The sequence below is a fragment of the Bacillus sp. FJAT-44742 genome, from assembly GCF_002797315.1.
In the GTDB taxonomy this organism is placed as follows: domain Bacteria; phylum Bacillota; class Bacilli; order Bacillales; family Marinococcaceae; genus Thalassorhabdus; species Thalassorhabdus alkalitolerans.
In genome coordinates this window covers 42,556-66,337 of record NZ_KZ454937.1, presented here as the reverse complement: position 1 = coordinate 66,337, position 23,782 = coordinate 42,556, and the positions used below count along the sequence as shown (strand labels likewise).

23 protein-coding genes are annotated in these 23,782 nt (G+C 40.8%); 8 read left to right on the top strand and 15 right to left on the bottom strand.

Annotated features, from left to right (window positions below; all coding sequences use genetic code 11):
- Position 1: 1 nt before the first annotated feature.
- Positions 2 to 1,342 (bottom strand): MFS transporter, encoded by a 1,341-nt coding sequence (locus tag CEF17_RS18530; protein WP_100401007.1) that lies wholly within the window; start codon positions 1,340 to 1,342, stop codon positions 2 to 4.
- 400 nt (positions 1,343 to 1,742) lie between these two features.
- Between CEF17_RS18530 and CEF17_RS18525 the strand changes: the two genes are divergently transcribed.
- The gene (locus CEF17_RS18525; protein ID WP_100401006.1) at positions 1,743 to 2,714 is read left to right on the top strand and encodes an MBL fold metallo-hydrolase; all 972 of its coding nucleotides are present in this window, start codon (positions 1,743 to 1,745) and stop codon (positions 2,712 to 2,714) included.
- Positions 2,715 to 2,952: 238 nt separating this feature from the next.
- Positions 2,953 to 4,164, top strand: a complete 1,212-nt coding sequence (locus CEF17_RS18520; protein ID WP_157843097.1) for a benzoate/H(+) symporter BenE family transporter — start codon at positions 2,953 to 2,955, stop codon at positions 4,162 to 4,164.
- 819 nt (positions 4,165 to 4,983) lie between these two features.
- Here CEF17_RS18520 and CEF17_RS18515 read toward each other — a convergent pair.
- Positions 4,984 to 5,208, bottom strand: a complete 225-nt coding sequence (locus tag CEF17_RS18515; RefSeq protein ID WP_100401004.1) for a ferredoxin — start codon at positions 5,206 to 5,208, stop codon at positions 4,984 to 4,986.
- A gap of 14 nt (positions 5,209 to 5,222) precedes the next feature.
- Positions 5,223 to 6,428, bottom strand: coding sequence for a cytochrome P450 (locus tag CEF17_RS18510; protein WP_157843096.1), 1,206 nt, complete (start codon positions 6,426 to 6,428; stop codon positions 5,223 to 5,225).
- 212 nt (positions 6,429 to 6,640) lie between these two features.
- On the opposite strand from CEF17_RS18510, the gene CEF17_RS18505 reads away from it, so the two are divergent.
- On the top strand, positions 6,641 to 7,225 hold the full coding sequence (locus CEF17_RS18505) for a TetR/AcrR family transcriptional regulator (protein WP_100401002.1): 585 nt from the start codon (positions 6,641 to 6,643) through the stop codon (positions 7,223 to 7,225).
- A 70-nt stretch (positions 7,226 to 7,295) separates the two neighbouring features.
- Here the strand turns inward: CEF17_RS18505 and CEF17_RS18500 are convergent, their stop codons facing one another.
- The 3 genes from CEF17_RS18500 to CEF17_RS18490 are packed head-to-tail and all read right to left on the bottom strand — an operon-like array spanning position 7,296 to position 10,487.
- The gene (locus CEF17_RS18500; protein WP_232725646.1) at positions 7,296 to 8,861 is read right to left on the bottom strand and encodes a sodium:solute symporter family protein; all 1,566 of its coding nucleotides are present in this window, start codon (positions 8,859 to 8,861) and stop codon (positions 7,296 to 7,298) included.
- A 54-nt stretch (positions 8,862 to 8,915) separates the two neighbouring features.
- On the bottom strand, positions 8,916 to 9,095 hold the full coding sequence (locus CEF17_RS18495) for a hypothetical protein (protein ID WP_100401000.1): 180 nt from the start codon (positions 9,093 to 9,095) through the stop codon (positions 8,916 to 8,918).
- Positions 9,096 to 9,137: 42 nt separating this feature from the next.
- Positions 9,138 to 10,487 (bottom strand): phenylacetate--CoA ligase family protein, encoded by a 1,350-nt coding sequence (locus tag CEF17_RS18490; RefSeq protein ID WP_198509036.1) that lies wholly within the window; start codon positions 10,485 to 10,487, stop codon positions 9,138 to 9,140.
- 222 nt (positions 10,488 to 10,709) lie between these two features.
- Between CEF17_RS18490 and CEF17_RS18485 the strand changes: the two genes are divergently transcribed.
- Together CEF17_RS18485 and CEF17_RS18480 are read left to right on the top strand one after the other, a co-directional pair.
- A complete protein-coding gene (locus CEF17_RS18485; RefSeq protein WP_100400998.1) occupies positions 10,710 to 11,900 on the top strand; it encodes a thiolase family protein in 1,191 nt (396 codons plus the stop codon).
- Between the two features lie 17 nt (positions 11,901 to 11,917).
- A complete protein-coding gene (locus CEF17_RS18480) occupies positions 11,918 to 12,664 on the top strand; it encodes an SDR family oxidoreductase (protein ID WP_100400997.1) in 747 nt (248 codons plus the stop codon).
- A 359-nt stretch (positions 12,665 to 13,023) separates the two neighbouring features.
- On the opposite strand, the gene CEF17_RS20915 is transcribed toward CEF17_RS18480, so the two are convergent.
- The 4 genes from CEF17_RS20915 to CEF17_RS18465 are packed head-to-tail and all read right to left on the bottom strand — an operon-like array spanning position 13,024 to position 16,092.
- Entirely contained in the window at positions 13,024 to 13,158 is a 135-nt protein-coding gene (locus CEF17_RS20915) for a hypothetical protein (RefSeq protein ID WP_269799483.1), read from the bottom strand.
- Between the two features lie 22 nt (positions 13,159 to 13,180).
- Positions 13,181 to 13,450, bottom strand: a complete 270-nt coding sequence (locus CEF17_RS18475; RefSeq protein ID WP_100400996.1) for a DUF3006 domain-containing protein — start codon at positions 13,448 to 13,450, stop codon at positions 13,181 to 13,183.
- 2 nt (positions 13,451 to 13,452) lie between these two features.
- The gene (locus CEF17_RS18470; protein WP_232725644.1) at positions 13,453 to 14,913 is read right to left on the bottom strand and encodes an MBL fold metallo-hydrolase; all 1,461 of its coding nucleotides are present in this window, start codon (positions 14,911 to 14,913) and stop codon (positions 13,453 to 13,455) included.
- A 30-nt stretch (positions 14,914 to 14,943) separates the two neighbouring features.
- Positions 14,944 to 16,092, bottom strand: coding sequence for a PD-(D/E)XK nuclease family protein (locus CEF17_RS18465; protein WP_100400995.1), 1,149 nt, complete (start codon positions 16,090 to 16,092; stop codon positions 14,944 to 14,946).
- Between the two features lie 192 nt (positions 16,093 to 16,284).
- Between CEF17_RS18465 and CEF17_RS18460 the strand changes: the two genes are divergently transcribed.
- Positions 16,285 to 17,115 carry an HNH endonuclease gene (locus CEF17_RS18460; RefSeq protein ID WP_157843095.1) on the top strand — a complete coding sequence of 277 codons (831 nt, stop codon included), beginning with the start codon at positions 16,285 to 16,287 and terminating at the stop codon, positions 17,113 to 17,115.
- A gap of 111 nt (positions 17,116 to 17,226) precedes the next feature.
- On the opposite strand, the gene CEF17_RS18455 is transcribed toward CEF17_RS18460, so the two are convergent.
- The 4 genes from CEF17_RS18455 to CEF17_RS20465 form a co-directional block, all read right to left on the bottom strand.
- Positions 17,227 to 17,412: an NUDIX domain-containing protein gene (locus CEF17_RS18455; RefSeq protein WP_100400993.1), complete on the bottom strand. Its 186-nt coding sequence runs from the start codon at positions 17,410 to 17,412 to the stop codon at positions 17,227 to 17,229.
- Positions 17,413 to 17,704: 292 nt separating this feature from the next.
- A complete protein-coding gene (locus CEF17_RS20470) occupies positions 17,705 to 18,073 on the bottom strand; it encodes a hypothetical protein (protein WP_198509035.1) in 369 nt (122 codons plus the stop codon).
- Between the two features lie 951 nt (positions 18,074 to 19,024).
- Positions 19,025 to 19,117 (bottom strand): YjcZ family sporulation protein, encoded by a 93-nt coding sequence (locus tag CEF17_RS18445; protein ID WP_083465501.1) that lies wholly within the window; start codon positions 19,115 to 19,117, stop codon positions 19,025 to 19,027.
- A gap of 177 nt (positions 19,118 to 19,294) precedes the next feature.
- Positions 19,295 to 19,639 carry a hypothetical protein gene (locus tag CEF17_RS20465; protein ID WP_198509034.1) on the bottom strand — a complete coding sequence of 115 codons (345 nt, stop codon included), beginning with the start codon at positions 19,637 to 19,639 and terminating at the stop codon, positions 19,295 to 19,297.
- Positions 19,640 to 19,878: 239 nt separating this feature from the next.
- On the opposite strand from CEF17_RS20465, the gene CEF17_RS18435 reads away from it, so the two are divergent.
- Both CEF17_RS18435 and CEF17_RS18430 read left to right on the top strand, forming a co-directional pair.
- Positions 19,879 to 20,904, top strand: coding sequence for an ABC transporter substrate-binding protein (locus tag CEF17_RS18435; protein ID WP_100400992.1), 1,026 nt, complete (start codon positions 19,879 to 19,881; stop codon positions 20,902 to 20,904).
- A 3-nt stretch (positions 20,905 to 20,907) separates the two neighbouring features.
- Entirely contained in the window at positions 20,908 to 22,941 is a 2,034-nt protein-coding gene (locus tag CEF17_RS18430) for an iron ABC transporter permease (protein WP_100400991.1), read from the top strand.
- 51 nt (positions 22,942 to 22,992) lie between these two features.
- Here CEF17_RS18430 and CEF17_RS18425 read toward each other — a convergent pair whose 3' ends face one another.
- Positions 22,993 to 23,778, bottom strand: a complete 786-nt coding sequence (locus CEF17_RS18425; protein WP_100400990.1) for a hypothetical protein — start codon at positions 23,776 to 23,778, stop codon at positions 22,993 to 22,995.
- Positions 23,779 to 23,782 lie beyond the last annotated feature (4 nt).

The following is a 23,782-nucleotide window of genomic DNA, read 5'->3' as shown; positions in this document are numbered from 1 at the left end:
CTTATCCTACCGATCTTTTTTTGGATACCGATGAAGTATCAGCAATAGATTTCTTCTTTACTTGAATAAAGAGCACAGCTACGGCTCCTATTACCGCTGGAATAGCAATGGCTATAAAATTCTGCTGAAACGTTAAGCTTACAGAAAATAGAATTCCTCCTAATGTTGGTCCAAGAATCCCTCCAAGCCTTCCTATGCCAGAGGCCCAGCCAACACCTGTGGAACGGAAATGAATAGGATAATACTCAGAAACGAAAGAATACAAGAGAATCTGCGTACCAATGGTAGTAGCTCCAGCTACAGCGACTAGAATATACATGAAAAAGGCATGAGGCTGCATTCCCATCACAGTTAGAGTGACAGCACAAACGAGAAAATAAGTAAGCACTACTTTTTTTGTACTCCAAATATCTGACATCCAACCTCCAAAGAAAGCTCCGGCCATCGCTCCAACATTAAGAACTAGGAGAAACAGCAAGCTGGATTGAAGGGCATATCCTGCATTTGTCATCATATCGGGTAGCCAGGTGCTCAACCCATAGGTCAGCAGGAGACAAACAAAAAAACAAACCCAAAACATGAAGGTGCCCAAAACTTTTCCTTTTTTAAATAATTGTGATATGGTTCCAGACCTTTCTGGGACGACAATGTCGTATTTATCAGTTTTCTTTACCTTATAGGAAGGATCAACCTTTGAAAGTATGGTACCAATTTCTTTCTTTTTGTCTTTAGCCAGCAAAAAGCCCAGAGAATCTGGAAGATACTTATAAATCAAGGGGATCGCTAGTAACGGTAAAGCGCCGACTAAAAACATTGACTGCCACCCAAACCTAGGGATAAGGAAGATTCCAAGAATGGCGGCCATGATTCCTCCAATGGAATACCCACACAACATGAGTGTAATCAGTCTGTTTTTAAGGTTTTTGGGTGAATATTCTGACATTAAAGCGACTGTAATAGGGAAAGCTCCCCCTAGCCCCAATCCAGCTATAAACCGGTATACACCAAACTCCAAAGGGCTGCTTGCAAACACTATTAGTCCTGTGAAAACACTAAATAGTAACAGACATAGGATAATAATATTCTTTCGACCAAACTTATCTGCCAGTGGTGAAAAGACCAAAGCTCCTGCCATCATTCCAATTAATGCGTAACTACCTAAAACTCCAGCTTGTACAGAGCTGAGCGACCACTCTTCCATTAATACAGGCACGACCGCCCCATAAATGGCTAGGTCATACCCATCAAAGATAATAATAAGAGCACACCAAAACACAACTAACCCATGAAAACGGTTAAATTTTGATTCTTCTACAGTCTTGTTAATGTTAATTGTACTCAAGGTTTTTCCCCCTTTAATGAAAGCGTTTTCAAGTGTGATATTACTATGAAAATCCAGAATATGATTACTCAGGACAATGATATGTTCCCCTCTACTTTTCGTCCTCACCTGCCTTTTCTATAACAAACCCACCAAGTGATAGAATAATTTGAATACTGCAAGCGTCTTTCCCTTCCTCCCTCTCTTTCATATGATTTTCCAAGCTACCACTTTTGAAGGAAAGCGGTTTCGCTTCTTTAAATTATAGTTGTATCATAACTTCCTCCTTTCAATAAAACAACACTTTTTTGACTTTCGTTCTAAAAACATTATATAAAATATAGAATTCGCTCTAGTTTTACGATATACTGTAAAAAAATCTGAATTTTTACGCAAGTGATTAACAAGGAGGAACATTTATATGAGTGCTACAAATACCTCAAGTTTTGTCGTACACCCCGTATGTGTGCCAACAACCAGTGAGTTAAGAACTATTAATTTTTACTTACTAAAAAAAGAAAAAGAGATTATTCTCTTTGATGCCGGTCTTCCGGGTGATAAGTATTGGGAAGCTCTTCTACAAACACTTAATAACCTTGGGTACTCTCCTGCAGATATTACTACTATAATTCTTAGCCACCATCATATTGATCATTGTGGTCTGGTTAATAGACTTGTAACAACCTACAGCATCCCTGTATACGCCCATCCAACAGCCATTCCTCGCTTAAAAAGAAATGAGCAGGTTCTCTGGAAACGTGTAGCTTTCTTCAAAGAATTATATGATCGGTTTGATTGCCAAAAAGAAGGAGAGAAACAAATTAAGCACTTAACTGAATCAATTGAAAACAACAAAGACTTAGCCATCCAAACAGACATCAAACCTCTGAACCTTTTGCAGACAGATCCTTTTGAAATCATTCACCTTCCAGGTCATTCGTCAGACCAAATTGGGTTGTGGGAGCAGGAAAGCGGCACGTTGTTAGGAGGAGATGTGTTAATTGAGCATATTTCTAGCAATGCATTTGTAGAGCCTGATGAGATGGGAAAGCGCCAACTTTCTCTTCTTGAAAATATTGATACTCTTCGTTCACTTTCCAGCCTGCCAATTAAGACTGTTTTCTCCGGACATGGATCAGTAATATCAAACCCTCAACCTTTAATTCAAAAACGGCTACAAAGGATCGAGCAAAAAGGAAAGAGAATTCTCGAGGTTATAGAAAGCGGGGCTGCTACAGGGAGAGAGATTGCGCAAGCTTATTATAAAAAGACATACGAAACTCAATTTTCCCTAGTCATGTCGGAGATTATCGGTCAGTTGGATTATTTAGAGCACCAAGGAAATATAAAAAAGAAATTGGTAGATGGAGTCTGGCACTTTAATCGGTGTTAAAAATGATGATGTTTTTGCTTTTGCTATAAGATAGGCCTATCTGTGTGCAATCTTCTTCCTATGAATTGGCAGTCCCACACTGATGCTCTTGGGTTAAACCGGGGAGGGGGATGTCAATTCTTTCGGGAGAGGACATGCCAAGCAATGCCGGAAGAGTTGCCTACTTCCAATGACACATAGAAACTGAAGGTAAGAAAGAATAAAGCTATGGATGACTTGCAAGGAAAGGGAATTTGACATGAATAGCAATCTATCAATAAAAAGCAACTTATCTACTTGGCCCCTCCAGGGAAGCGTGAATGGGTTTGTGGCTTGGCTATTTGGAGTCACTGGTCCTTTACTCATTGTATTAAATGCAGCTGAAGTGGGAGAATTAAGTTCACCTGTCATTACTTCCTGGGTCTTTTCCATATATGTAATAGGCGGTCTTACAACCATCTTTCTTTCAGTGCGCTATAAACAGCCTATTGCCATGGCTTTTTCTATTCCGGGAGCAGTTTTAGTTGGCTCAACCTTACTAAACCATTCTTTCTCGGACGTTGTTGGGGCCTACCTCATCACTAGCCTGATCTTGTTCGTAATTGCTGCTACAAAATCTACTGAAAAGTTTTTCAGGATGATACCTGCACCCATAATGATGGGCATGGTCTCCGGTGTATTATTACCTTTTGGAATGAATATTTTTTTGTCCCTGTTAGATTTACCTCTTATAAACGGCGGAGTTTTCTTTACTTTTTTACTTTTAACGCTGTTAACCCGGGTGTCGAGAATCGTCCCTCCTATTTTGGGGGCATTGGTTGTTGGTTTTGTGCTTCTTTCCTTTCACCAGCCTATGAGAATCAATACTCTTTCATTTCATATATCTGCTCCCCAACTTATCATTCCTACTTTTAATCTTCATACCATAGGAGAGTTGGTTATCCCATTGCTTGTCACTGTCATTGTGATACAAAATGCCCAAGGGATCATGATACTGAGAAATACCGGTTATTCTCCACCCACAGAAGCGTTAACTGTTTGGTCTGGAGCAGCGTCTTTTGTAAATAGTTTCTTTGGTGCTCACTCTGCCTGCATAGCAGGTCCAATGACTGGAATCATTGCAGATAAATCTTCAGGAAAGATATCTGAACGTTATAAAGGGGCCATAGTAATGGGGATGCTCTGGGTATTATTTGGATTAAGCGCAGGGTATGTTACGCAAATTGTCCAGTTCATCCCTATCTCGTTCATAGAATTACTAGCTGGATTAGCTTTGTTGTTTGTCTTAAAAAACTGCATCGTGAGCAGTTTCTCTTCAAATTTTCAAATGGGGGCTTTATTTTCCTTCATTATCACACTTTCCGGATTTAGCCTTCTAAACATTGGTGCTCCGTTTTGGGGCCTTGTTTTTGGAACACTTATTTCTTATATTTTCGAAAGTAAAGATTTTAAGAGAAGAAAGACGGAGTGAACCACTCATTTTACAAGATTGAGAAAGGGGGAGCTGCCTATCCTCTCCGTTTTCTAATATGGCCATTTGTCTCCGCCCCATTTAGGGAGCCAAAAGTCAAACGGGCAATGACTTCCCTCTCATGTTCCGTTGACTTACTGTCTTTTTATTTGTCATCTCTTCTCGGTTTGCGTCAACTTCCTTCAGATTTCTAGCTCATCACATGCATCCTTGTCTTAAGCTAGCTATTACAGTTTGGCTTCAAACCCTAAAAAATATCAGCATCCCTTTCAAAATCATAATTAAGCTTCCTACTGCAGAGAGAAAACAATCAACATAAATCAACGTTTAAAGAAACGTTTCTATCTTCTTAGGAATAAAAGTTTATTTTGTATTCACTCTTTCTTTGTTGTACTTTGGTGCGACAGAACCTCATTGGTATGGGCTATTGTTATGAAAATTCAACCGAGTACAGAGAGGTCCCACAACTTACAGTTGAAGAAGAAAGAACAGAAGGAGGAGAATTACCAGAGACCTCCCCAAGCTATACTATGGTTTTTCTCAGGTTTTCTTCTCACTGTTCAGCCTATCGGGTCTTTTATTATTAAGAAGCCGAAGGGGGGATGAAAGTCTTTCTAAATATACTGAATATTCTGAGGTAATGCGTCTGAACATAAAAACCCTCCCTCCTCCAATGGTCTTTACTTTTCACTAACAAAAAGACTTGCCGTAAGGGCAAGTCTTTCGTGGATATGAACTACTAGTAAAGGCTGTGCGCTAAATCCTAGCAGATCAGCCTTTTTCGGTGAGATACTTTACCCTCTCTTTTTAACTCACCCTTCACGTGGGAAAGATCTGTTCTCTTGTATCCTTATCAATTATCTTAATTGCACTTACAGGACAATTTTCAGCAGCTTCCATTTTACTCTCCATACTACCAGCTTCTTGTCTCTTCACTTTGGCTTTCCCGCCGCTTAACGCGAAAACTCCTTTTGCTTCATACATACACATCATGGTACCCACACATTTTGAACTGTCTACCTCGACCTCTACCTTCTTATTCATTAAACCCCCTCCTTCTACAACGTAATGTTTAGCTCTTTTAGTCCTCTATTGATAATCGTTGGCTGCCATTGGAGTTCACTCAAATCTATGGAGTAGTTAGGAAAGCTTTCAATGAACTTCGAAATTGCAATTCTCCCCTCTTGCAGGGCCAGCGGAGCACCCAAGCAGTAATGAATACCCCTGCCAAATCCAAGGTGTAGATTAGGCGTGCGATCAATTTTTAATCTGTGGGGTTCGTCAAAAACATCCGGATCTCTATTCGCGGCAGCTTGCACTAATAAAATTTTATGGCCTGCCTTTATTTCTTTATCTCTTAGAAGAAGGTCTTCTTTTGCCACTCTCACCATGGCTTTACTTGGCCCATCATAGCGTAAAATTTCATCAACGGCTGTCGTAATAAGTTCCGGCTTTTCCTTTAATGCCTCTAGCTCATCGGGATGGTTGTAAAGAGCCAGTAATCCGTTGGCGATTAAGTTGGTAGTCGTTTCATGTCCTCCAAAGACTAGCAGAGTACAAGTGGAAATTACCTCTTCATCAGACAATTTGTTTCCATCTTCCGAAGCTTGCACAAGAGCTGTAATCAAATCATCCTTAGGATCCTGCCTCCTTTTTTCAACAATATCTTTTAAATAATCCACCATTTCAAATAAACTTTGCTTTGCCACAGCATGCCGTTCCTTGACTTCTACTGCTCCAAAAACTAAAAGCATAAGATCGTCTGACCATTTTTTAATTTTATCCCTGTCTTCTTTAGGAACTCCCAGTAATTCCGAAATTACGATAATCGGAAGAATGCTCGCAAAATCTCTTAATACATTGCAAGTATAATGTTTTCTCATGTCCTTTAATAAAAAATCCGTGGTATCTTCAATCTGTGGGACTAACTTTTTGACAGCTTTCGGTGTAAATGCTTTATTCATTAACATCCTTAGTCTCGTATGTTTTGGTGGGTCGTTGAAAACCATCCAATTTGACAAGATCTCATAGACAGAAGTCATCTCATTTTGCTTTTTTGTGTCCATTCCTTTTGAAGGCCTTACCCGCTCAGCTGACAACCTCAAATCTTGAAAAGCACTTCTTACATCTTCGTAGCTTGTTAATATCCAACCATCCCATTGGCTATTCCAATAAACAGGTTCATCTTTTCGTAATTTGTCATAATAGCTGTATGGATCGTGGACTACATGGGGCTCTAACAAGTTTTCGGGTAATGTTTTCACTGCCATCTCCCCTTTTTAATGTGCGTTTATAATTTAAACCTTTGTTTAAATTTATTATATTCTTTATTTTCAAATAATTCAATATACTGTGGTTAAAATTTAAACAGAGATTCAATTTTTTTACTATTTTTCTTCTCCCTGTGTTAGTATGTCTGTAAAGAAGCTAGAATTAAACGAAATAATTGATAGTTGTAAGAAATGAGGTGACCTAAGTGTCCTTGCGGAAACAAAAGCTTGAAAAGAAAAAAAAAGAAATTATTCGCTCTGCTGCAAATGTAGTCTATGAAAAAGGTTTTCATGGTACAACAATGGAAGAAATAGCTGCGCAATTATTAATGACAAAAGGTTCATTATATTATTATTTTAAAAATAAAGAAGACTTGCTCTATCAATGTCATAAAATCATCCTCGATATTAGCATTAATAAAATTGAAGAAATACTTGAAAGTGAGGAATCCAGCAAAAAGAAAATTGAAGACGTGATTCGCTCTCATATTCATTTATCGATTGAGGAAAATGAGATGTTCAGCCTGATTGATAATCCGGAGGATACTTTTTCAAATGATAATTTAGAAAAGATTGTAAGCCGCCGCTCCTATTATGCAAAATGTATTGATAGGATTCTTGAAGAAGGAGTAAATAAGGGTGAGTTTGAAGATATAGATATAAAGATGTCCCGGTTAATTATCTTAGGTACGTTAAATTGGATCCAGCAATGGTATAAGCCTGATGGTGATTACTCACCTCAAGAAATTGCAGATTATTTTGTTAAAAAATTACTCAAGACGCTTGTATAGAGAAAATAACTCAAGAAAAACAAGAGCTGATTGCTTAAACTGCAATCGCTCTTGTTTTTGTGCTTATCTTTTATACTTTTAAAGCCACTTCAATAATTAAATATCCGAAAAACACAATTGCAACAATCGAAACACCAAACGCTAGTCTTCTTGTCGAACGATATTCTTTAATTAATGCCTCTGGATTATCTTTAAATTGCTTGATTGTTTCATCGTTTAGAGCTATTGATTTATATTTGCGGAAATTATCAATATATTGCTGGTCCAATTTAGAAACTTTGGAAACAAAATAAAGCAGAGCAAATGAGAATAGGACACTTGGTATTACTGGATCAACATGGAATGGTAGAGTAAATAAACCCCATCCATCAACCATTTGATAAAGGATAATATAACTCAAGGCCCCCCCGATCATAGATGATAAAACAGCGGCTTTTGTTACAAACTTCCAGTGGAAACCTGCAATGAGGACTGGAAGCCAGGAAACGGCAAACAATGCACCGGACCAGGCCCCTATCCAATATATGGAAACTGGCTGAGATAGTCCTATGACTAGCATAACGACCCCCACTACCATTTGCCCAATCCTCGCTTTTGCCACTTTTTCTCTTTCAGACAACTGTTTTTTAGAGATTCTTTCATATAAATCCCTGGACAAAGCAAAACCGGCAAAAATAAAGATAGTTGAGGAGGTTGACAATATTGCAGCCATAATCCCTGCAATCCCAAAGCCGCCAATCAATGGATGAACTAAATTCTCTGACATCCATACAAGCACAATATCAGCTGGTTGAATTCCGGGGTTAATGGCACGGACAGCGAAAACGCCAAGATAAAAAATAGTAACCATAATCGTAGATAACAATATCATCCAAAGGGCAGACTTCATAACCACAAAGTCATTTTTTGCAGAAAATGTACGGGTGGCAAGCCATGGTGCCGCTGTCATAAATAACAGCCACAATACCATTTGGCCAATGGACCAGCCCACGGGCATCTCCATAGCAGCCCCGCCTGCTGACCAATACAATGGATTTTCTGCAGCAAGGGACCCTGTTAAGGTTTCTAATCCCCCTGCCTGATTAATTGCAACAGGTGCGATAATGAGAGTTGCCACAATAAATGTTATACACATAATAGTATCCGTAACGATAACCGCCCACATGCCGCCTAAAATACCGAATATCAGCAAGACACCTACAAAAAGAATGATCATTAATTCGTAGGACAGGCCGGTGACACCCGAAAGGACAAGTCCTGCCCCCATTAACTGGATCAATCCATAACCAATCAGCCCGACTATCATAATGATTGTTCCAGCTACTCTCACGCTGCTTCCAAATCTATATTCTAGAAAATCCGGCATCGTTTTAGATCCGAGGGCACGGAGTTTTCTCCCCGTGTAAAGGGCGGCCAGCACTGTACCAAACCAAGAGGTGAAAACAATAAGGAAGATCGGCGGGCCATTTTCATATGTGATTCCGGCTATGCCTAGAAAAGTCGTAGCACTTAATAAACTCGCAAGAAGTGTCCCTGTAATAAGAAGAGTGCTCCCTCTATTGCCCATTACATAAAAGTCGTTTGAGTTCTTGATAAATTTAGTGACATAAATACCTGCAATAATATACAATGCCATAAAACACCAAAATACGATTTGGACGGTTTCCATCCCTCCCCTGCCCCCTTCCTTTTATAAAACCTTCTCGGATTCTGCATTCAGCGACCTTGACTGGTCTTTCATCTCTGTTTCGCTTTCGAGCTTTTTAATCGTTACAGAATAATCTTTTTGAAGAATGTAGAAGACATAGACAGCTGCCAAAACAACACTTAACATCGGATGAAGAAACGAAAAGATGGCGGCAAAATTCATACCCAAGGTTCCTCCCTTATATAAAATGACAACGCTTACACTTTAGCGGGTATCTACAACTCTGCGTGCTTTAAATATGGTCTCTTCAAGAATTCCGGTTTCTAGCAGTTCTACATTCACTCGAACTCCTAATTTTGTTTTTAATTTGTTTTCAGCTTCTGTTTTCCAGGTATCCAGCTTATCTTTACGATAGACATCTTTACCGCATTCAATTCTTACTGTGATTTCATCCAGGGAACCTTTCTTTTCCACAAAGATTTGAAATTCTGGTCCGCTCCAAGTAAATGAACGAATAATATTTTCAACTGCGCTCGGATAGATATTAGCTCCTCTAATAATCAACATATCATCCAGTCTCCCGAGCACTCCTTGAGGCAAGCGGGGGTATGTCCTGCCGCATGGGCATGGCTCTTCAGTCATATAGCTTTCATCTCCGCTCCAAAAACGGATCATCGGCTGAGACTTTCTCCATAAATGCGTGTAAACAATCCCACCTTTTTCACCCACCGGCATCATTTGGTTTGGATTTTCTCTACCTACAATTTCCGCATAGACCTCATCTGTGTAAACATGGACTCCTTTATGAGCACTACATTCAACGTTCGTTTGGAAGGGATACATCTCTGAAGTAGAGGCGCAGTCGTGAACACTGGCTCCCCAGCCAAGCTCCAGAGCTTTTTTTGTATTTGGTAGAGAGCCTCCTGCTTCCCCGCCTACTAAGAGACGCTTTACAGAACTTTTCGCCAGGTCATAGCCCAATTCTTTCGCCTTCGTTACCAGGTGCAAGCAGTAAGACGGGGTCGCAGAGAATACAGTAGGGTTAATTTTGAAAAGCAAATCCAGCTGTTTTTCTGATTCCATTGGACCAGTTGGGAAACAAGTGGCGCCTATTCGTTCTGAACCTTGCAGCACTCCCCATCCACCAAAAAACAGAGCAAAAGGAAAAGCGATTTGTACAATATCATTCGGTCTTATGCCGGCAGCCCATTGCGCCATTGCATGTACATCAGCCGATCGGTTCCAATCCTCGCGGCTGACCCTGTAAAAGGTCGGTGTGCCGGATGTTCCGCTCGAACCTTGTATTCTAGCAATGTCCACCTCTGAAAAGTTTCCGGCATAGCTTCCAAATGGAGGATTTTCTTTCTGATCAACGACTAGCATTTTTTTTGTAATAATAGGGACTTTTTTTGTGAAATCATCCAATGTCTTTACATCAGCAGGTTTAAAGTTATGTTTGTCGTATAATCTCTTATAAAAAGGTAATTCATGATAAACGTAGTCAAGCTGCTTCTTAATTCTTTCTAGTATTAGGTCCTCTCTTTCACTCTTTCCCATAGTCTCTCGACTGCCGTCCCAAAATTTTTGATATGTTGCTTCACTTATTGCTTCCATGCTTCCCCTCCTAAACATACGTTCAAAGTTTAACCCTTGGTTTTATAATTATATTTCAAATTTTCAAAATAATCAATGTATTTCGCAGGTTTTAGCCTTTCATTTTACAATTTTCTGTAAAATAACCTTACTGTTATTGATTATTTGTCTTATTCAAAATATAATTAATTGAACATAAGTTTAATTAATGACTATTCATTTAATAAAAATGGAGGGGTTGCTTTGAGAAAGGTTATGGTCGCTGGTGTTGGGATGGTCCCTTTTGGAAAGCATTTCGATGAAACCTTAAAAACGTTAAGCAATAATGCTATAGATAAAGCCTTAAGAGACGCAGATATCCCTCCATCATTGATTGAAGCCGGTTATGTAGGAAATTCTGTAGCCGGTGTGATTACTGGTCAAGATACCATTAGGGGACAAGTCATTTTATGTAATTATGGATTAGGAAGCATTCCTGTATTTAATATTGAGAATGCCTGCGCCAGCGGGGCCACCGCTTTCCATTTAGGCTGGCTTGGCGTTGCATCAGGTATGTATGATTGTGTGCTTGTCTTAGGCACCGAAAAAATGACGCATGAAGACAGGAATCGCACCTTTAAAGCATTCCATGGAGGGGTCGATGTAGAAGCTATGGAGGAACAACTACGAAATGAGGATACCTCTAAAAGTGTTTTCATGGACATCTATGCAGGATTTGCTCGTGATTTTATGAAAAACAGAAACGTAACCAGGCACCATTTAGCTAAAGCTGCTGCCAAAAATCATTATAACGGCAGTTTAAATCCAAATGCTCAATACCAGAAAGCAAGAAGTACAGAAGAAATTCTTAGTGATCGAATGGTTGTTGACCCATTGACTAGAATGATGTGTGCTCCTATCAGTGATGGGGCTGCTTCGTGTATCCTATGCTCGGAAGAAATTCTAAAAAAACATAACAATCATCAAATACCTGTTACTGTAAAAGCAACGGTTACTACATCTACTGATCTACGAAATAATGACGACTTTCCGGGAGTTATTACAGCTGCCGGAGAAGCCGGGTATGAAATGGCGGGAATAGGACCGGAAGACATTGACATTTTTGAGATACATGATACCACTATTGCTGCTGAACTGATGGCCTATGAATATTTAAAAATTTGTCCTGCGGGAGAAGCGGGTTCATGGATCGATAAAGAATATACTGCAATAAATGGACCTTCGCCTGTTAACCCAAGTGGCGGATTAATAACGAAGGGCCACCCTATTGGAGCTACTGGTGTAGGTCAAATTGCAGAACTAGTTTGGCAGCTGCGTGGAGACGCCGGGAAACGCCAAATACCTAACCAGCCACAAGTTGCTTTAGCACAGAATGCAGGAGGAATTCTCGGCAATGAAAATGCAGCTTGCGCGATAACGATATTACAACGCTAGGTTTTAGGAGGGGAACAATGAACGATCAAAATCATGTTTTTATTACTGGAGGAAACAAAGGTTTGGGACGCCATATTGCCTTGAAGTTTGCGAGGGAAGGATCACATGTTTTTATTAACTATAACAGTGATGATGAGAAAGCGAGAGAAACAAAGGAAATGATTGAAGAAGAGGGAGGAAACATCACACTCCTTAAAGCCGATATTGGGAATACCAAACAGTTAAAGGAAATGCTCGGTCGCCTTCCAGCCATTGATATCTTTATTCATAATGCCGTCTACGCTAAAACAGCAAAAGTTGAATCTATCGAAGACAATGATTGGGAAAAGTCAATGGCAGTCAATGTCACACCGCTCGTAAAAATTAGTAGACACTTGTTCTATTCCATGAAAGAAAAGCAATTCGGGCGCATCTTTGCTATTTCAAGTATTGGATCTACCCGAGCCATTCCTGGTTATATGAATGTAGGAGTAGCAAAGGCAGCGGAAGAAGCAGTGATTCGGTACATGGCAGCTGAATGGGGACCTTACGGTATTACCGCAAACGTAGTTTCACCAGGCGCCATGGATACAGAGGCATTCCGTGCTGTATTTCAAGATAAAGCAGATTTAAGATTAGAACAAGCAGCTAAAAGGACTCCTGCAAAGCGTATCATTTCATTTGATGAAGTGGCTGACGTCATTTACCACTATAGTCATCCTGCTTTCTCAATGGCTACTGGGCAGAATATCCGCATGGATGGTGGAGCCCACCTGTTAAGTTAAATACTATGTTTATGTTATGTTAAGCAAAAAAGATGACGGCAGAACCTTCGTCAGCGGTCATCTTTTTTAAGTATTACTCTTCTTCATAATCCACACTATCCAAGGAATGCTTGGCTAGATATAAATAAATCAACCACTAAAGAAACGTTTCTACCTTTATATAAATAAAAGTTTATTTCTTCTACATATGCCTTGCCCATAAACACATTAACCTTGCTGTTTATGCTTGAATCTTGTATGCCTACTTAAGAAAAGCTAGAAATCCAGCTTACCAAAATGAAAGAAAATTTTAGGCTATTTTGGTAAGTAGGCTTCCATTACAACTAGGGAGGAGAGAAAAACTTCTCTACCACGAAACTTTAGTTTAAATATTCTAAATAGATACTATATGCTTGAACATAAAAAAACCTCCACCCTTCAACTGTTCTTTTCTGTTCACCTACAAAAAGACTTGCCGTCCTGGCAAGTCTTTGCTGGTGCTTCACTACCTTCATTCTTCCTCTTAACATTGGCTTCTTACTTCCTCTTAAACTTACTCCCTCTCTTTTTTTCCCGCACTTTTTCCACCTTCCTTTGAATTCGCTCTTCCATCTTTTGTGTTTGAACGTTATCAAAAGAAAGGTTCGTTATCTTCTCCCCTTTTATCGTCAAAACAAACCAGTCACCTGGGGAACTGCCCTGGGGAAGCTCCTCTCTCCTTAGCACAAATTCTTTTCTTATCTCTTCAGCTAAAATGACTGCAAAATGATCATCAACAATCCGATCTAAAACCCCTTTTGTCTCCATCTTTACCCTCCTACACAAGCCAATCCTTCCGCTTTAATTTCATCAATTCTTGCCGGGCCGACCCCGCTGATTCGTGTCATATCGTCGACAGAGCTGAAGGGACGTAATTCCTCTATTTGCTCGGCTCGCTCCGGTCCGATTTGATGAATCTCCTGCAGCTCTTCAAATGAGGCTGAGTTGATATCAATACACCCCGTAGGAGCTGCCTCTTCTTTGACAGGCTCTTCTTGGACAGTCTCTTCTTCCACTTCTTCTGCAGCTTCCTCTTCAGGGGCCGGAGGAGCCGGGTCATTGGCATGCTCTTCTGAAGAATTTTCCGAAGAGGAGGCCGAAGAATCTCCACTACTTGTTTCCTCCGCCTCGTTGGAGGAAAGAGATACAGTGCCCTCCTGACTGGTGGTTACCTGATAGGACTCTCCGTCCGTAGTGACAATGATCGTCCCATGTACGTCTGTCCCATATATTTCGATTTCTCGTTCTTCTAAACGGTTGATGACGGAATCGTGAGGATGCCCGTATTGGTTCCCTTCACCTGCTGAATAAATAGCAATCTCAGGACGCACTTCATCTAGAAAGGCAGAAGTGGTAGACGTATCGGACCCATGATGGCCTAGCTGAAGAATATCAGCTTCTACCTCATGTCCGCGATTAATCATAGCCTGTTCTGTTTCCTGTTCCGCATCTCCTGTCAAGAGTAACGAAAAGGAATCTCCATATAGAAAACGGGCGGACAATGATCCTTGATGGAGGTCTCCATTAATACTGTCAGGGTTCACCATCTCAATCGTCAGCGGTCCGACATCATACACCTCTCCCGCTCGCGGTTCTTCATACGCTACATCGCTTTCATCAATCGCATCCATGACTCGTTCAAAAGTTTGAGACGTATGGGTATCGCCCGACATCCATACTTCCTCTACCGTAAATTGTTCTAAGATCGTATCAGCTTGGCCAATGTGATCCGCATGAGGATGGCTAAGTATCATAACATCTACGGATTCAATGTCTTGAGAATGCAGGTAGTCCACGACGTTATTTTGATTCCAATTTCCGGCATCAAACAAGATCGTGTAGTCATCTCCGTCATAGCTATATTCAAACAGTGTGGCATCAGCTTGTCCTACATCCATAAAATGGACTATCAGTTCTTCCAGATCTTCTAACTCAAAAGAAGAATCTTCGGTCGTTTCCTCCCCTTCTTCATCTTGTTCTACCTCTTCCTGTTCTTCGTTTACACCCTCGTCAGACTCTGTTTGTTCCGTTGCCTCTTCCTCTGCTTCTGCTTCCACTTCTGCTTCAGTGGCACCGGATTCGTTTCCTTCATTCTCCTCTTCTGTTACCTGTTCGGCTGCTTCCTCACTCGACGTTTCTTCAGCTGTTTGGTTGGTCATTTCCTCTCCACAGCCTGTTGCACAAAGTAGTGAAAATGCACTCACTACCGGAAGTAGATGCTTCTTATTCATGGCCTTATTTCTCCTATCTTCTTTACATTTTTATCTCTCTTTTGTTTTCATGGCGACAAGGGCTTCATCTACTTGGTTTGAAAGGATCGATAAGTAATCTACAAGCTCTTCCTTCCATTCTTTTACTGTCATATGATTGTGAATCGGTACTTTCACACGAACAATTTGATTGCTGCCATGGTAAGGAGTCATGTCTTCCCTTCCTAAAGAGCAAATTCTTTGATGGATTTCTTTTTTAAACCTTTCTCTTTTGGCAAGATAGTGTTTCTGTCCTTCCGCTTGTTTTTCCATCTTCCTTTTGGGAAGATACGGACGCGTTTCATAGTGGAGTGGAAGCAGTAAAGCTCCCTTTTGAATATCCAAAGAACCTTCAAGGTGAATATCAAACGTATCCTCACGTAATTGAAAGGTTCCGTTTTCCTTTGGTGCCATGCCTCCTACCCAATGCTTTTTAGAAAACTGCATAATATACCCGGCATGCCCTCTACCACGAATTTTAGAAATACTACGGCAAAAAAGACCTGGGGGAAAGGTATCAATCCTATTCATTAGTTGCCGGAAGCGTGTTTTCAGGATCTTACCTTCCGTTTCCTCTGAAAAGACATTGAAGAGGAGGTCATTGTCTTGAATCTTCGATTGAAAATAAAACTGACGTAAACTCTCAACAAAATCCTCGTATAGAATTCTTAATCCTATGTCTTCGATGTCCACATCTTGAAGTATTTCTTGGTATGTAACTTGGCGGAACTGGTCACTCGATATACTGGATTCTGGCACGAGGGTGAGAAAAACAAAATGCTCTTTGACCTCTTTTTGGAGGATTCCTATTCTTGGATTCCTCTTTACTTCATCCACACATTGTCGACTCGCATATCGAAGGGTTTGTTCCGTTCCTTCTTCAGCTCTCAGTTTGTTTTCAATCAAAACAAGGTGAGTCTTCTGAGAATGGTGTAAAACGACCACAATGTCAGGGACTCCTTTGGAAGTAGTCACCCGCGGGACGGCTTCTACGTTATATGTATCGATGTCGTTGATCTCGGTTACGGTGGAAAGAAAAGAACGTCTGAAAGAAACAGAGTGATTGAGTAAAGCCACCAGTAAATTTGACACAATATCCTCTTTGTAGGTAAGGCCTAGGGAACTGATGACATTGACCCGTTCTGACAACAGGGAAGCCATATTTCTTCCTCCTCTTGCTTATTTTTTCTGGTTTTCTCACCTAAAAACGACCAAAACATTCATCGTTTCATTATATAGCAAACAAACCTTTCTTTGGTACAAAATAACTATGTTTCCGTATAATATAGGAGAATACTAGATCGGTTTCTTTCAGGGTTTGTCTACCCAAATACCTAAATGAGGAGGAGAATAATGATAAGGAAAAGCGAAGTATTTATAAAGGGAAAACGATATAGAAGAAGAGATATTCATCAACTGTATAAAGGGCAAGAACAAGGAGGGATATCTACTCCCAGCCAGTATCCGTTTATTTTTATTTTTACGGGGCACAGCGGAAAAGATTATGGATACAAGGATGGGTGGGACGAGGATCAAATGGTTTATTACTACACAGGTGAGGGACAAAGAGGAGATATGGCTTTCACCAAAGGAAATAAAGCGATCCGTGACCACGTTCTCCGTAACAAAACCCTCTACTTATTCAAGTATGTAAAGCAAGGAATCGTAGAATTTGTAGATGAAATGATATGTATAGGCCATGAAATTGTCACTGGGAAGGATTTCGATCAAAAAGACAGGCAAGCGATCGTCTTTCATTTAGAAAGGGTTCACAGCATCACAGAGAATGAAGAAAGAGTCGAGGAGTTTCCAACCAACGCTGCTTCTTTAGAGACGCTTCGAGACATAGCAAAACATCATGCCAGCGTAGAGAGTGATAAAAGGGAAAGAAAAGTTGTGGTACGCAAAAGAGCGGCAGCGATTAAACTGTATGCCTTGCAGCGGGCAGCGGGCTTTTGCGAGGCATGTGGTAAAGAAGCTCCCTTTGTGAATAAAGAAGGAACCCCTTTCCTTGAGGTGCATCACATCAATAGATTATCCGATGGAGGACCCGATCATCCTGAATTTGTGGCCGCTATTTGCCCCAATTGCCACCGACGAGCACATTACAGTCAGGATGCAGAAGAGTTTAACCACAACCTCGAAAACCATATCAAAGAAAAAGAATTACAATTCAGCCAATAACACATCAATGGTCGGTAGATCAGCGGGTGCCCAGGTTAAGGTGGCAAGGCGTGAGAGGGGCATCCAACGTATTTCCTCATGCTCCTGAGCTGTTGGCTCTCCCTCACGAATTCAACAAGAAAAGCTGTGAAAGAGAAAGCGAAACTCTCCACCTTGATGAGTGGAACTATGGATCTTTTTTCCCACCTCAATGTCACAGTGAAGTTCTTCTTTGATTTCACGTATCAATGCCTCTTCCAGCGATTCGTTTTCTTCAACTTTTCCGTCGGGAAACTCCCAATACCCACTTAGCGTCATATCCTTGGAACGTCGGGCATGTTCTACCTTAAATACTCTATATTGATCCTCATCGTAGTGACAATACTACATTTGAAACTAACAAAATTTATATATTAAGTAATGAAGAGAACTATATCTGTGACATCCACAGATACTCGTTATAAAGATTTTGGGAAAGATTTATGTAATGTACCTCTTTAATTTGTAGACCCTTTCGCTGATAACCGTTAGAAAAAATACTAAAGCTTCACTCCCTAAAATAAGCAATAAAAAGAAGCCAAACAGTGGCTTCTTGGTTTATTGTTTTTGGTTATTGATTATTATTTTGTTGGTTTTGTTGTTGACGATTTTGTTGGCCAGCCTCACCATTTCTAACAGAATTTGCTGTTTTGGTAACTGCTTGAGCCGTCTGATCGACCACATTCATTGCAATATTTTCAGTTGCTTGGAGAGTGTTTTGTGCTGCATCAAACACGACGTCAGTTCCGTTTTTTACGGTGTTTGCAAAACCTTGTCCTCCATTTTGCTGTTGGTACTGTTGATTTTGTTGATTTTGTTGGTTCTGTTGGTTTTGCTGTTGGTACTGTTGATTTTGAAGACCTTGTTGATTTTGAAGACCTTGTTGATTTTGCTGATCCTGTTTACTTTGGTTGTTATTGGAATGGTTATGATTTACCATGTTTCTTCACCTCCTAAAAAATAGAGTTTGTAGTTGTTTAAAAAATATCCTATAGCTAAGGATATTTCTTATCCATGACAGACGTATTATTGTCCCCTTTAATGGAGAAGCTTACTTTGTATTAAGTCCTTTATTAATGTCTAATACTCAAGCTTTCACTCGCCCGTAGTAAAGCTCTATGAGAGAACAAGGAATGAAATAAGACAAAAGGGTCTTATAAATATTCCATCCGTCTTTATATTCCAGTTTCCCTACTGCAACAGCAAGAAGCTCAACGATCGGATGAAAGGACAGTAAACAATATAATATCTGTGCTACGGGACAAAAAACTTTGTTGATTCCAGTAAATCATCAAGCTAGCTACAACCGGAAAGTAACCAAGGTTTAAAGGGTAAATCGAACGATATTTTTTCATGAAGAAGGATATAATGATACCGATAGGAATCGTTTTAATCACTAGTTGTTTATCTTTTGTATAAAGGAATGAGGAATGCTCCAAATACCCAAGGAAGGAGAAAACCAAACAACACGTTATCGCCCATCCCATCACCTCTAATTTTTTCCTTATTTCCCCCTAAAAAGCATTAACATTCCCGCTTGGAGTTATATTCTTCTATCGGTGACAATTTTCCCACTATTCAGACAACAAATCTTCAATTAGTATGTACATACTGAAATACATTATGTTTTGTAAAGGAAAGCAAAAACAGTTTACTTGAACTTAATTGCGGTAAGTTCCTTCCTAGTACATAAATTGTGAGACAACTTGGTAAAAGTGTCCCCCCTCTCTTCCCTAGGAGAAGGCGAAATTGGTTATTCGGCTATCTTGATTTCTCAAATTCCGTGTTTAGTAACAATAAAAAGGCAAAGGTATAGACCTAAGCCTTAATGTTAAAGGAGGCAATGTCTGGATAAACTGTCCACGGACGAATATTACATAACTAGTCTTTTTTAATAGCGTCTGACAGCCGCGGCTCCAATAATGACTAAAAGGATGAAGAGCACCACGATTAAAGCAAAACCACTATCGTATCCAAAGGACATATAAATCCCCCCTTCCTGCCTTCGCAAGATATACTTTTAGAGTACTCAGCCACATGTGGATTTGAATGTGCAGGTAAGGAAGGCGTGTATGTATTTTCTGTAATTTGTATAGAAAGGCAAAAAAGGACCTTTCTATACAAAGGACGCACAGATAAGAAAGGTGCGTCTTTTGTATTTTCACCTTAGTTTCTTAGTTTTTTTCAGGAAAACAAAATCAAGCCAGATAGTTTTGGCGCACTTATGAAAATAACAGAATTCAAAAAAGCCTACTTGAAAAGCCGGTATGGTTCTTCTTTTACCTGGTTTTGCTTTATGGAGAGCTTGAACCTCAGTCCCTGTCTCTTCTGAAAATTTGTTAAGAAGTTCTTGTACAAATTGCTCGGCCCGAGCTGAACATACCACTAGTTCTCCATCTAAGTCATTTGCATCTTCCTCTGTTTCTTCTACCTCGTTCTCATTAATTTCTATTTCTTCCTCTGCAGCTACCGCTTGCTCATCTTGACTACAAGCAACCTTGGCCAAAAGCAAAGCCCCATTAACATAAGCATTCTTTTCAATTACTTAATTGATAATGATTTTCAATAGAAATTAAATTATAAATAACTAGGAGAAAGGTAGTCACCCTAATAAATCATAAATTTTTTTACATTCTATTTATGTATATATTTTACAGATAGAAACATCATTGACTTGTCTACTTTTGTCATAGTACCATCTAATTGATAATGAAAATCTTTATCAAAAAAGAGAGGAGATTACCTATGCGTATACATACTAGTGTAACTGTCGGGGTTCTTGCATCATTGTTGCTCTCTGCTTGCGGGGAAGAACAAGGTATTGATCAAGAACCCGAAGAACAGAATCAAGAAGAGACGGAGAATCTTGATACGAACGAAGAAAATACAGCCAATGAAGGTATCAAGGTGGAGGACGCTACAGGTGAAAAAGAGTTAGAGGAAGTTCCTGAAACGATTGTCGTTCTTGAATGGGTCTATGCTGAAGACCTACTTGCCCTTGACGTTCAGCCTGCTGGGGTTGCTGATATTGAAGGATATAACGACTGGGTAAACATAGAGCCCGAGCTTTCCGAAGATACGGTTGATGTGGGCACAAGGCAAGAGCCCAGCTTAGAAGAGATTGCTCAGCTTGAGCCTGATTTAATTATTACTGCTGCCTCACGTCATGAAGGAATTAGTGATGAGTTAAATAACATTGCCCCTACCTTACTATTTGAACCTTATCCTGAAGAAGGAGAGGGTGATCAATATGAAGAAATGGAAACCACATTTAAAGAGATTGCCACTGCTGTAGACAGAGAAGATCAAGCAGAAGAAGTCCTTTCTGATTTACATGCATCCTACGATGAATTAGAGGGTCTGCTTGCTGATGACAATCTTACAGGCACTGAAGTATTACTGTCTCAGGCTTTTAGCGCCAATGAAAATGCAACCGTTCGTTTGTTCACGGATAATTCCATGGCCGTCCAAATCATGGAACATATCGGACTCGAAAATGCCTTTGATGAAGAGACCTTTGAGGTTTATGGGTTTAGTGAAACTGGAGTAGAAAACCTTGAACCCTATGAGGATGCTGAATTCCTTTACATCGTTCAAGAGGATGACAACGTATTCGAAAATCAACTAGCCGGCAATCCGGTTTGGGAAGAATTGAATTTTGTACAAGAAGACCGTACACATGCCCTACCTGGGGACACATGGACATTCGGAGGACCTCTTGCTGCTGAGGTGTTTGCTGAACAAGTCGTAGAGGCTCTAACAGGAGAGTAAACCATGAAACCTCTATCCTATAGAAAAAAGGCTGTTCTTCTCTTTGGTGGAGGAACAGCCCTCTTGTTTTTCCTTGCCTTTATTCATCTTTCTCAGAGTGCTGCCGCTATGACCTGGCAAACGGTTTGGGAAGCACTCTTTCAAAATGGTCATTCCTTGCAGCATAATATTGTCCGATCGATCTACCTTCCTAGAATTGTCCTTGGCTTATTAGCGGGGGCTGCGCTTGCTGGAGCGGGGGTTATCTTTCAAACCCTAACCAAAAACCCCTTGGCAGCTCCAAGTACGCTCGGTGTTCATGCAGGCGCTTATTTTTTTGTTGTAGCTGGGGCTGTATTTGCTCCTGCCTGGCTTCCCGGCTCTGGTTTTTTCTTAGCTTTTCTAGGTGGATCTATTGCAGCATTGCTCGTCTTTTTTATGGCTGGCGGTCATTTAGCTACCCCGGTCCGGATGGCTCTGGCTGGTATGGTTCTAACCTTAATGTTTTCGTCCTTTACGGCAACCCTTCAAATCTTTTTTGAGTATGAGACCGCCGGCTTGTTTTTGTGGGGAAATGGGACATTAGTACAACAAGACTGGTATGGCATACAATTTATCCTCCCCTGGCTTGCTATGGTTTCGATTGTGATTCTTTTGCTAACAAAAAAAATGGATCTGTTGTTGCTCGGCCAAGACCAGGCAAAATCCTTAGGCGAAAACGTTCGCTTCACCCAAACAATAATGTTTTTTTCAGCAGTGGGTTTAACTGCACTGGTTGTAAGTGTTGCTGGTCCAATTGCATTTATCGGAATCATTGCTCCCCACTTAATCCGTCTCGTGGGAATTCAACTTCATGGATTGCTAATACCGGGCTCTATGTTATACGGCGCAAACCTGCTGCTTGCCGCTGATATCTTTGGTCGCTTTCTCGATCCTTCGTTGCGCGAGCTGCCCGTAGGTTCAGTCACAGCCTTAATTGGAGGCCCCTTTCTGATATGGCTAATTCTTCGTCACCGTAAAAACTTTTTTGGAAGTGGAACGAAAGAGTCTGTATTACCAGCTAAACTATCTTTTTCTCTTCCCTATCCCGTAATTTTAGCTGCTTCGATTCTTCTCCTTTTTGGAAGTGTTTTTGCTGCCTTGGCAGGTGGAAGTAACGGATTTGAATGGGGAACAACCTGGAACGCTTTATTAACTAGTGAACATGCTGGGCAACGTTTTATAATTATTGAGTTGCGACTTGGGCGAGTATTATCCGCCCTCTTTGCCGGCATCCTTCTTGCTTTAAGCGGATTGCTTTTCCAAGGCATCTTACGAAATCCCCTTGCTGATCCTTCCGTAATTGGCGTAACAGCGGGGGCAGGGGTAGGAGCTTTATCAATCCTCTTTTTGTTCAGTGGCCTGTCTATCAGCTGGCTGCCCGTTGGAGCCATTGTTGGAGCTTTTATCGCTACAGGAATTGTTTTGTTTTTCTCTTGGAAAACTCAATTTCAGCCTTCTGTTTTAGCATTGATCGGAATTGCTATTTCTGCAGCAGGAGGTGCGGTCACACAAATCCTTATTACGCGATCTAACATGAATGCCGCTTCTGCTCTAACTTGGCTGTCGGGCAGTACCTACGCCACTGGCTTTTCAGAACTCCTGCAATTTCTTATATGGCCTGTATTTATTCTGATTCCGACAGCCGTGTTTTTAATGCATCAATTAGATATCCTCTCACTAGGAGATAACACAGCTATAGGACTGGGTATTCGTGTATCTACCATAAGATGGATAGCTATCATACTCGCCACATTTTCTGCAGCCATGGCTGTTGCAGCTGTGGGGACCATTGGTTTTGTCGGATTAGTTGCTCCCCATTTAGCTAGACTTCTCGTGGGCGGAGAACACCGGAAGGTTTTACCCGTGTCTCTCGTACTCGGAGCTACTCTGCTTGTCAATGCAGACATGATCGGAAGAATGATTTTAGCTCCGAAAGAAATCCCTTCTGGTATCGTTGCTGCTATTATCGGGGCTCCTTTTTTCCTTTGGCTGATGAGCCGAACCTCAAAAAAATAAGCCAAACGTTTATTACGTAAAAAAGAACTGCTAGGATAGGGAGAATACCTCCTAGCAGTTCTTTTTCTTTAGCTTCTCATAGTACTCCGTCCTCGTTTCCGGTTTTAGGCGAGGGCATCTGTAACAATAACTCCCTGACCCTTTATAGGCAAGGCAGCAAGTCGGTTTCGTGTAAATTGGCTTTTCACCAGCAGGATTGGGAATTGAGACCATCTTAAAGTGAAACGGATGTCTTTTTTCTCGGAAGGTGTTTGCCTCAGAGTGTTGGGAAAGGTAGTCCCAATCTTTCCTTAATCGCTCCTGAATGTGAGCTGGTTCTGCTGCCCCGGCTACGTCAAGGAAATATGGAAGCGCATGATATACCTGGCCCCATACTTCTTTTGTCCTCACTCCCGCGTCTGCAGCGAAGCCTTGGACTAAAAGGGAGACATGAGAATAATAAAACTCTTGCAACCTGAGTTGACGCTCTTTCCCTTCATATCCTCCAAGCTTTATCGATGGCACCCCAAACACAAAAGCTGGTTTGGAAGTCCCTGATTCGATAGTTAGGAAAACCTGAAGTGCTTCAAGAGCAGGATCGACTTCCACTCCCTTGGCAAACGCCCAGTGAACGTAAGCGAGAAAACGACTGTAACGGTTAGCCCAAAACGTAGCGGCCATATCCAGAGACGGAGCGTTAATAAGATTTCCATAATACTCTAAAAAACGTTTTCTTTCTGTAAAATGGAGCCAAGAATCTGCCGTACTAGCGTAGTTGTAATCAGAAACGGTTTTTGGTGTAAGCGAGAACGTCTCATAAATACGTTGTTCCAAATCTTCCGATAAACGAGTAGTCATCTTC

Excerpts from the sequence above, each read along its gene's own strand:
- CEF17_RS18525 (WP_100401006.1), top strand. The coding sequence starts at position 1,743 with ATGAGTGCTACAAATACCTCAAGTTTTGTCGTACACCCCGTATGTGTG.
- CEF17_RS18520 (WP_157843097.1), top strand. The coding sequence starts at position 2,953 with ATGAATAGCAATCTATCAATAAAAAGCAACTTATCTACTTGGCCCCTC.
- CEF17_RS18515 (WP_100401004.1), bottom strand. The coding sequence starts at position 5,208 with ATGAATAAGAAGGTAGAGGTCGAGGTAGACAGTTCAAAATGTGTGGGT.
- CEF17_RS18500 (WP_232725646.1), bottom strand. The coding sequence starts at position 8,861 with ATGGCATTGTATATTATTGCAGGTATTTATGTCACTAAATTTATCAAG.
- CEF17_RS18495 (WP_100401000.1), bottom strand. The coding sequence starts at position 9,095 with ATGAATTTTGCCGCCATCTTTTCGTTTCTTCATCCGATGTTAAGTGTT.
- CEF17_RS18490 (WP_198509036.1), bottom strand. The coding sequence starts at position 10,487 with ATGGAAGCAATAAGTGAAGCAACATATCAAAAATTTTGGGACGGCAGT.
- CEF17_RS18480 (WP_100400997.1), top strand. The coding sequence starts at position 11,918 with ATGAACGATCAAAATCATGTTTTTATTACTGGAGGAAACAAAGGTTTG.
- CEF17_RS20915 (WP_269799483.1), bottom strand. The coding sequence starts at position 13,158 with ATGAAGGTAGTGAAGCACCAGCAAAGACTTGCCAGGACGGCAAGTCTT.
- CEF17_RS18475 (WP_100400996.1), bottom strand. The coding sequence starts at position 13,450 with ATGGAGACAAAAGGGGTTTTAGATCGGATTGTTGATGATCATTTTGCA.
- CEF17_RS18470 (WP_232725644.1), bottom strand. The coding sequence starts at position 14,913 with ATGAATAAGAAGCATCTACTTCCGGTAGTGAGTGCATTTTCACTACTT.
- CEF17_RS18465 (WP_100400995.1), bottom strand. The coding sequence starts at position 16,092 with ATGGCTTCCCTGTTGTCAGAACGGGTCAATGTCATCAGTTCCCTAGGC.
- CEF17_RS18460 (WP_157843095.1), top strand. The coding sequence starts at position 16,285 with ATGATAAGGAAAAGCGAAGTATTTATAAAGGGAAAACGATATAGAAGA.
- CEF17_RS18455 (WP_100400993.1), bottom strand. The coding sequence starts at position 17,412 with ATGACGCTAAGTGGGTATTGGGAGTTTCCCGACGGAAAAGTTGAAGAA.
- CEF17_RS20470 (WP_198509035.1), bottom strand. The coding sequence starts at position 18,073 with ATGGTAAATCATAACCATTCCAATAACAACCAAAGTAAACAGGATCAG.
- CEF17_RS18445 (WP_083465501.1), bottom strand. The coding sequence starts at position 19,117 with ATGTCCTTTGGATACGATAGTGGTTTTGCTTTAATCGTGGTGCTCTTC.
- CEF17_RS18435 (WP_100400992.1), top strand. The coding sequence starts at position 19,879 with ATGCGTATACATACTAGTGTAACTGTCGGGGTTCTTGCATCATTGTTG.
- CEF17_RS18430 (WP_100400991.1), top strand. The coding sequence starts at position 20,908 with ATGAAACCTCTATCCTATAGAAAAAAGGCTGTTCTTCTCTTTGGTGGA.
- CEF17_RS18425 (WP_100400990.1), bottom strand. The coding sequence starts at position 23,778 with ATGACTACTCGTTTATCGGAAGATTTGGAACAACGTATTTATGAGACG.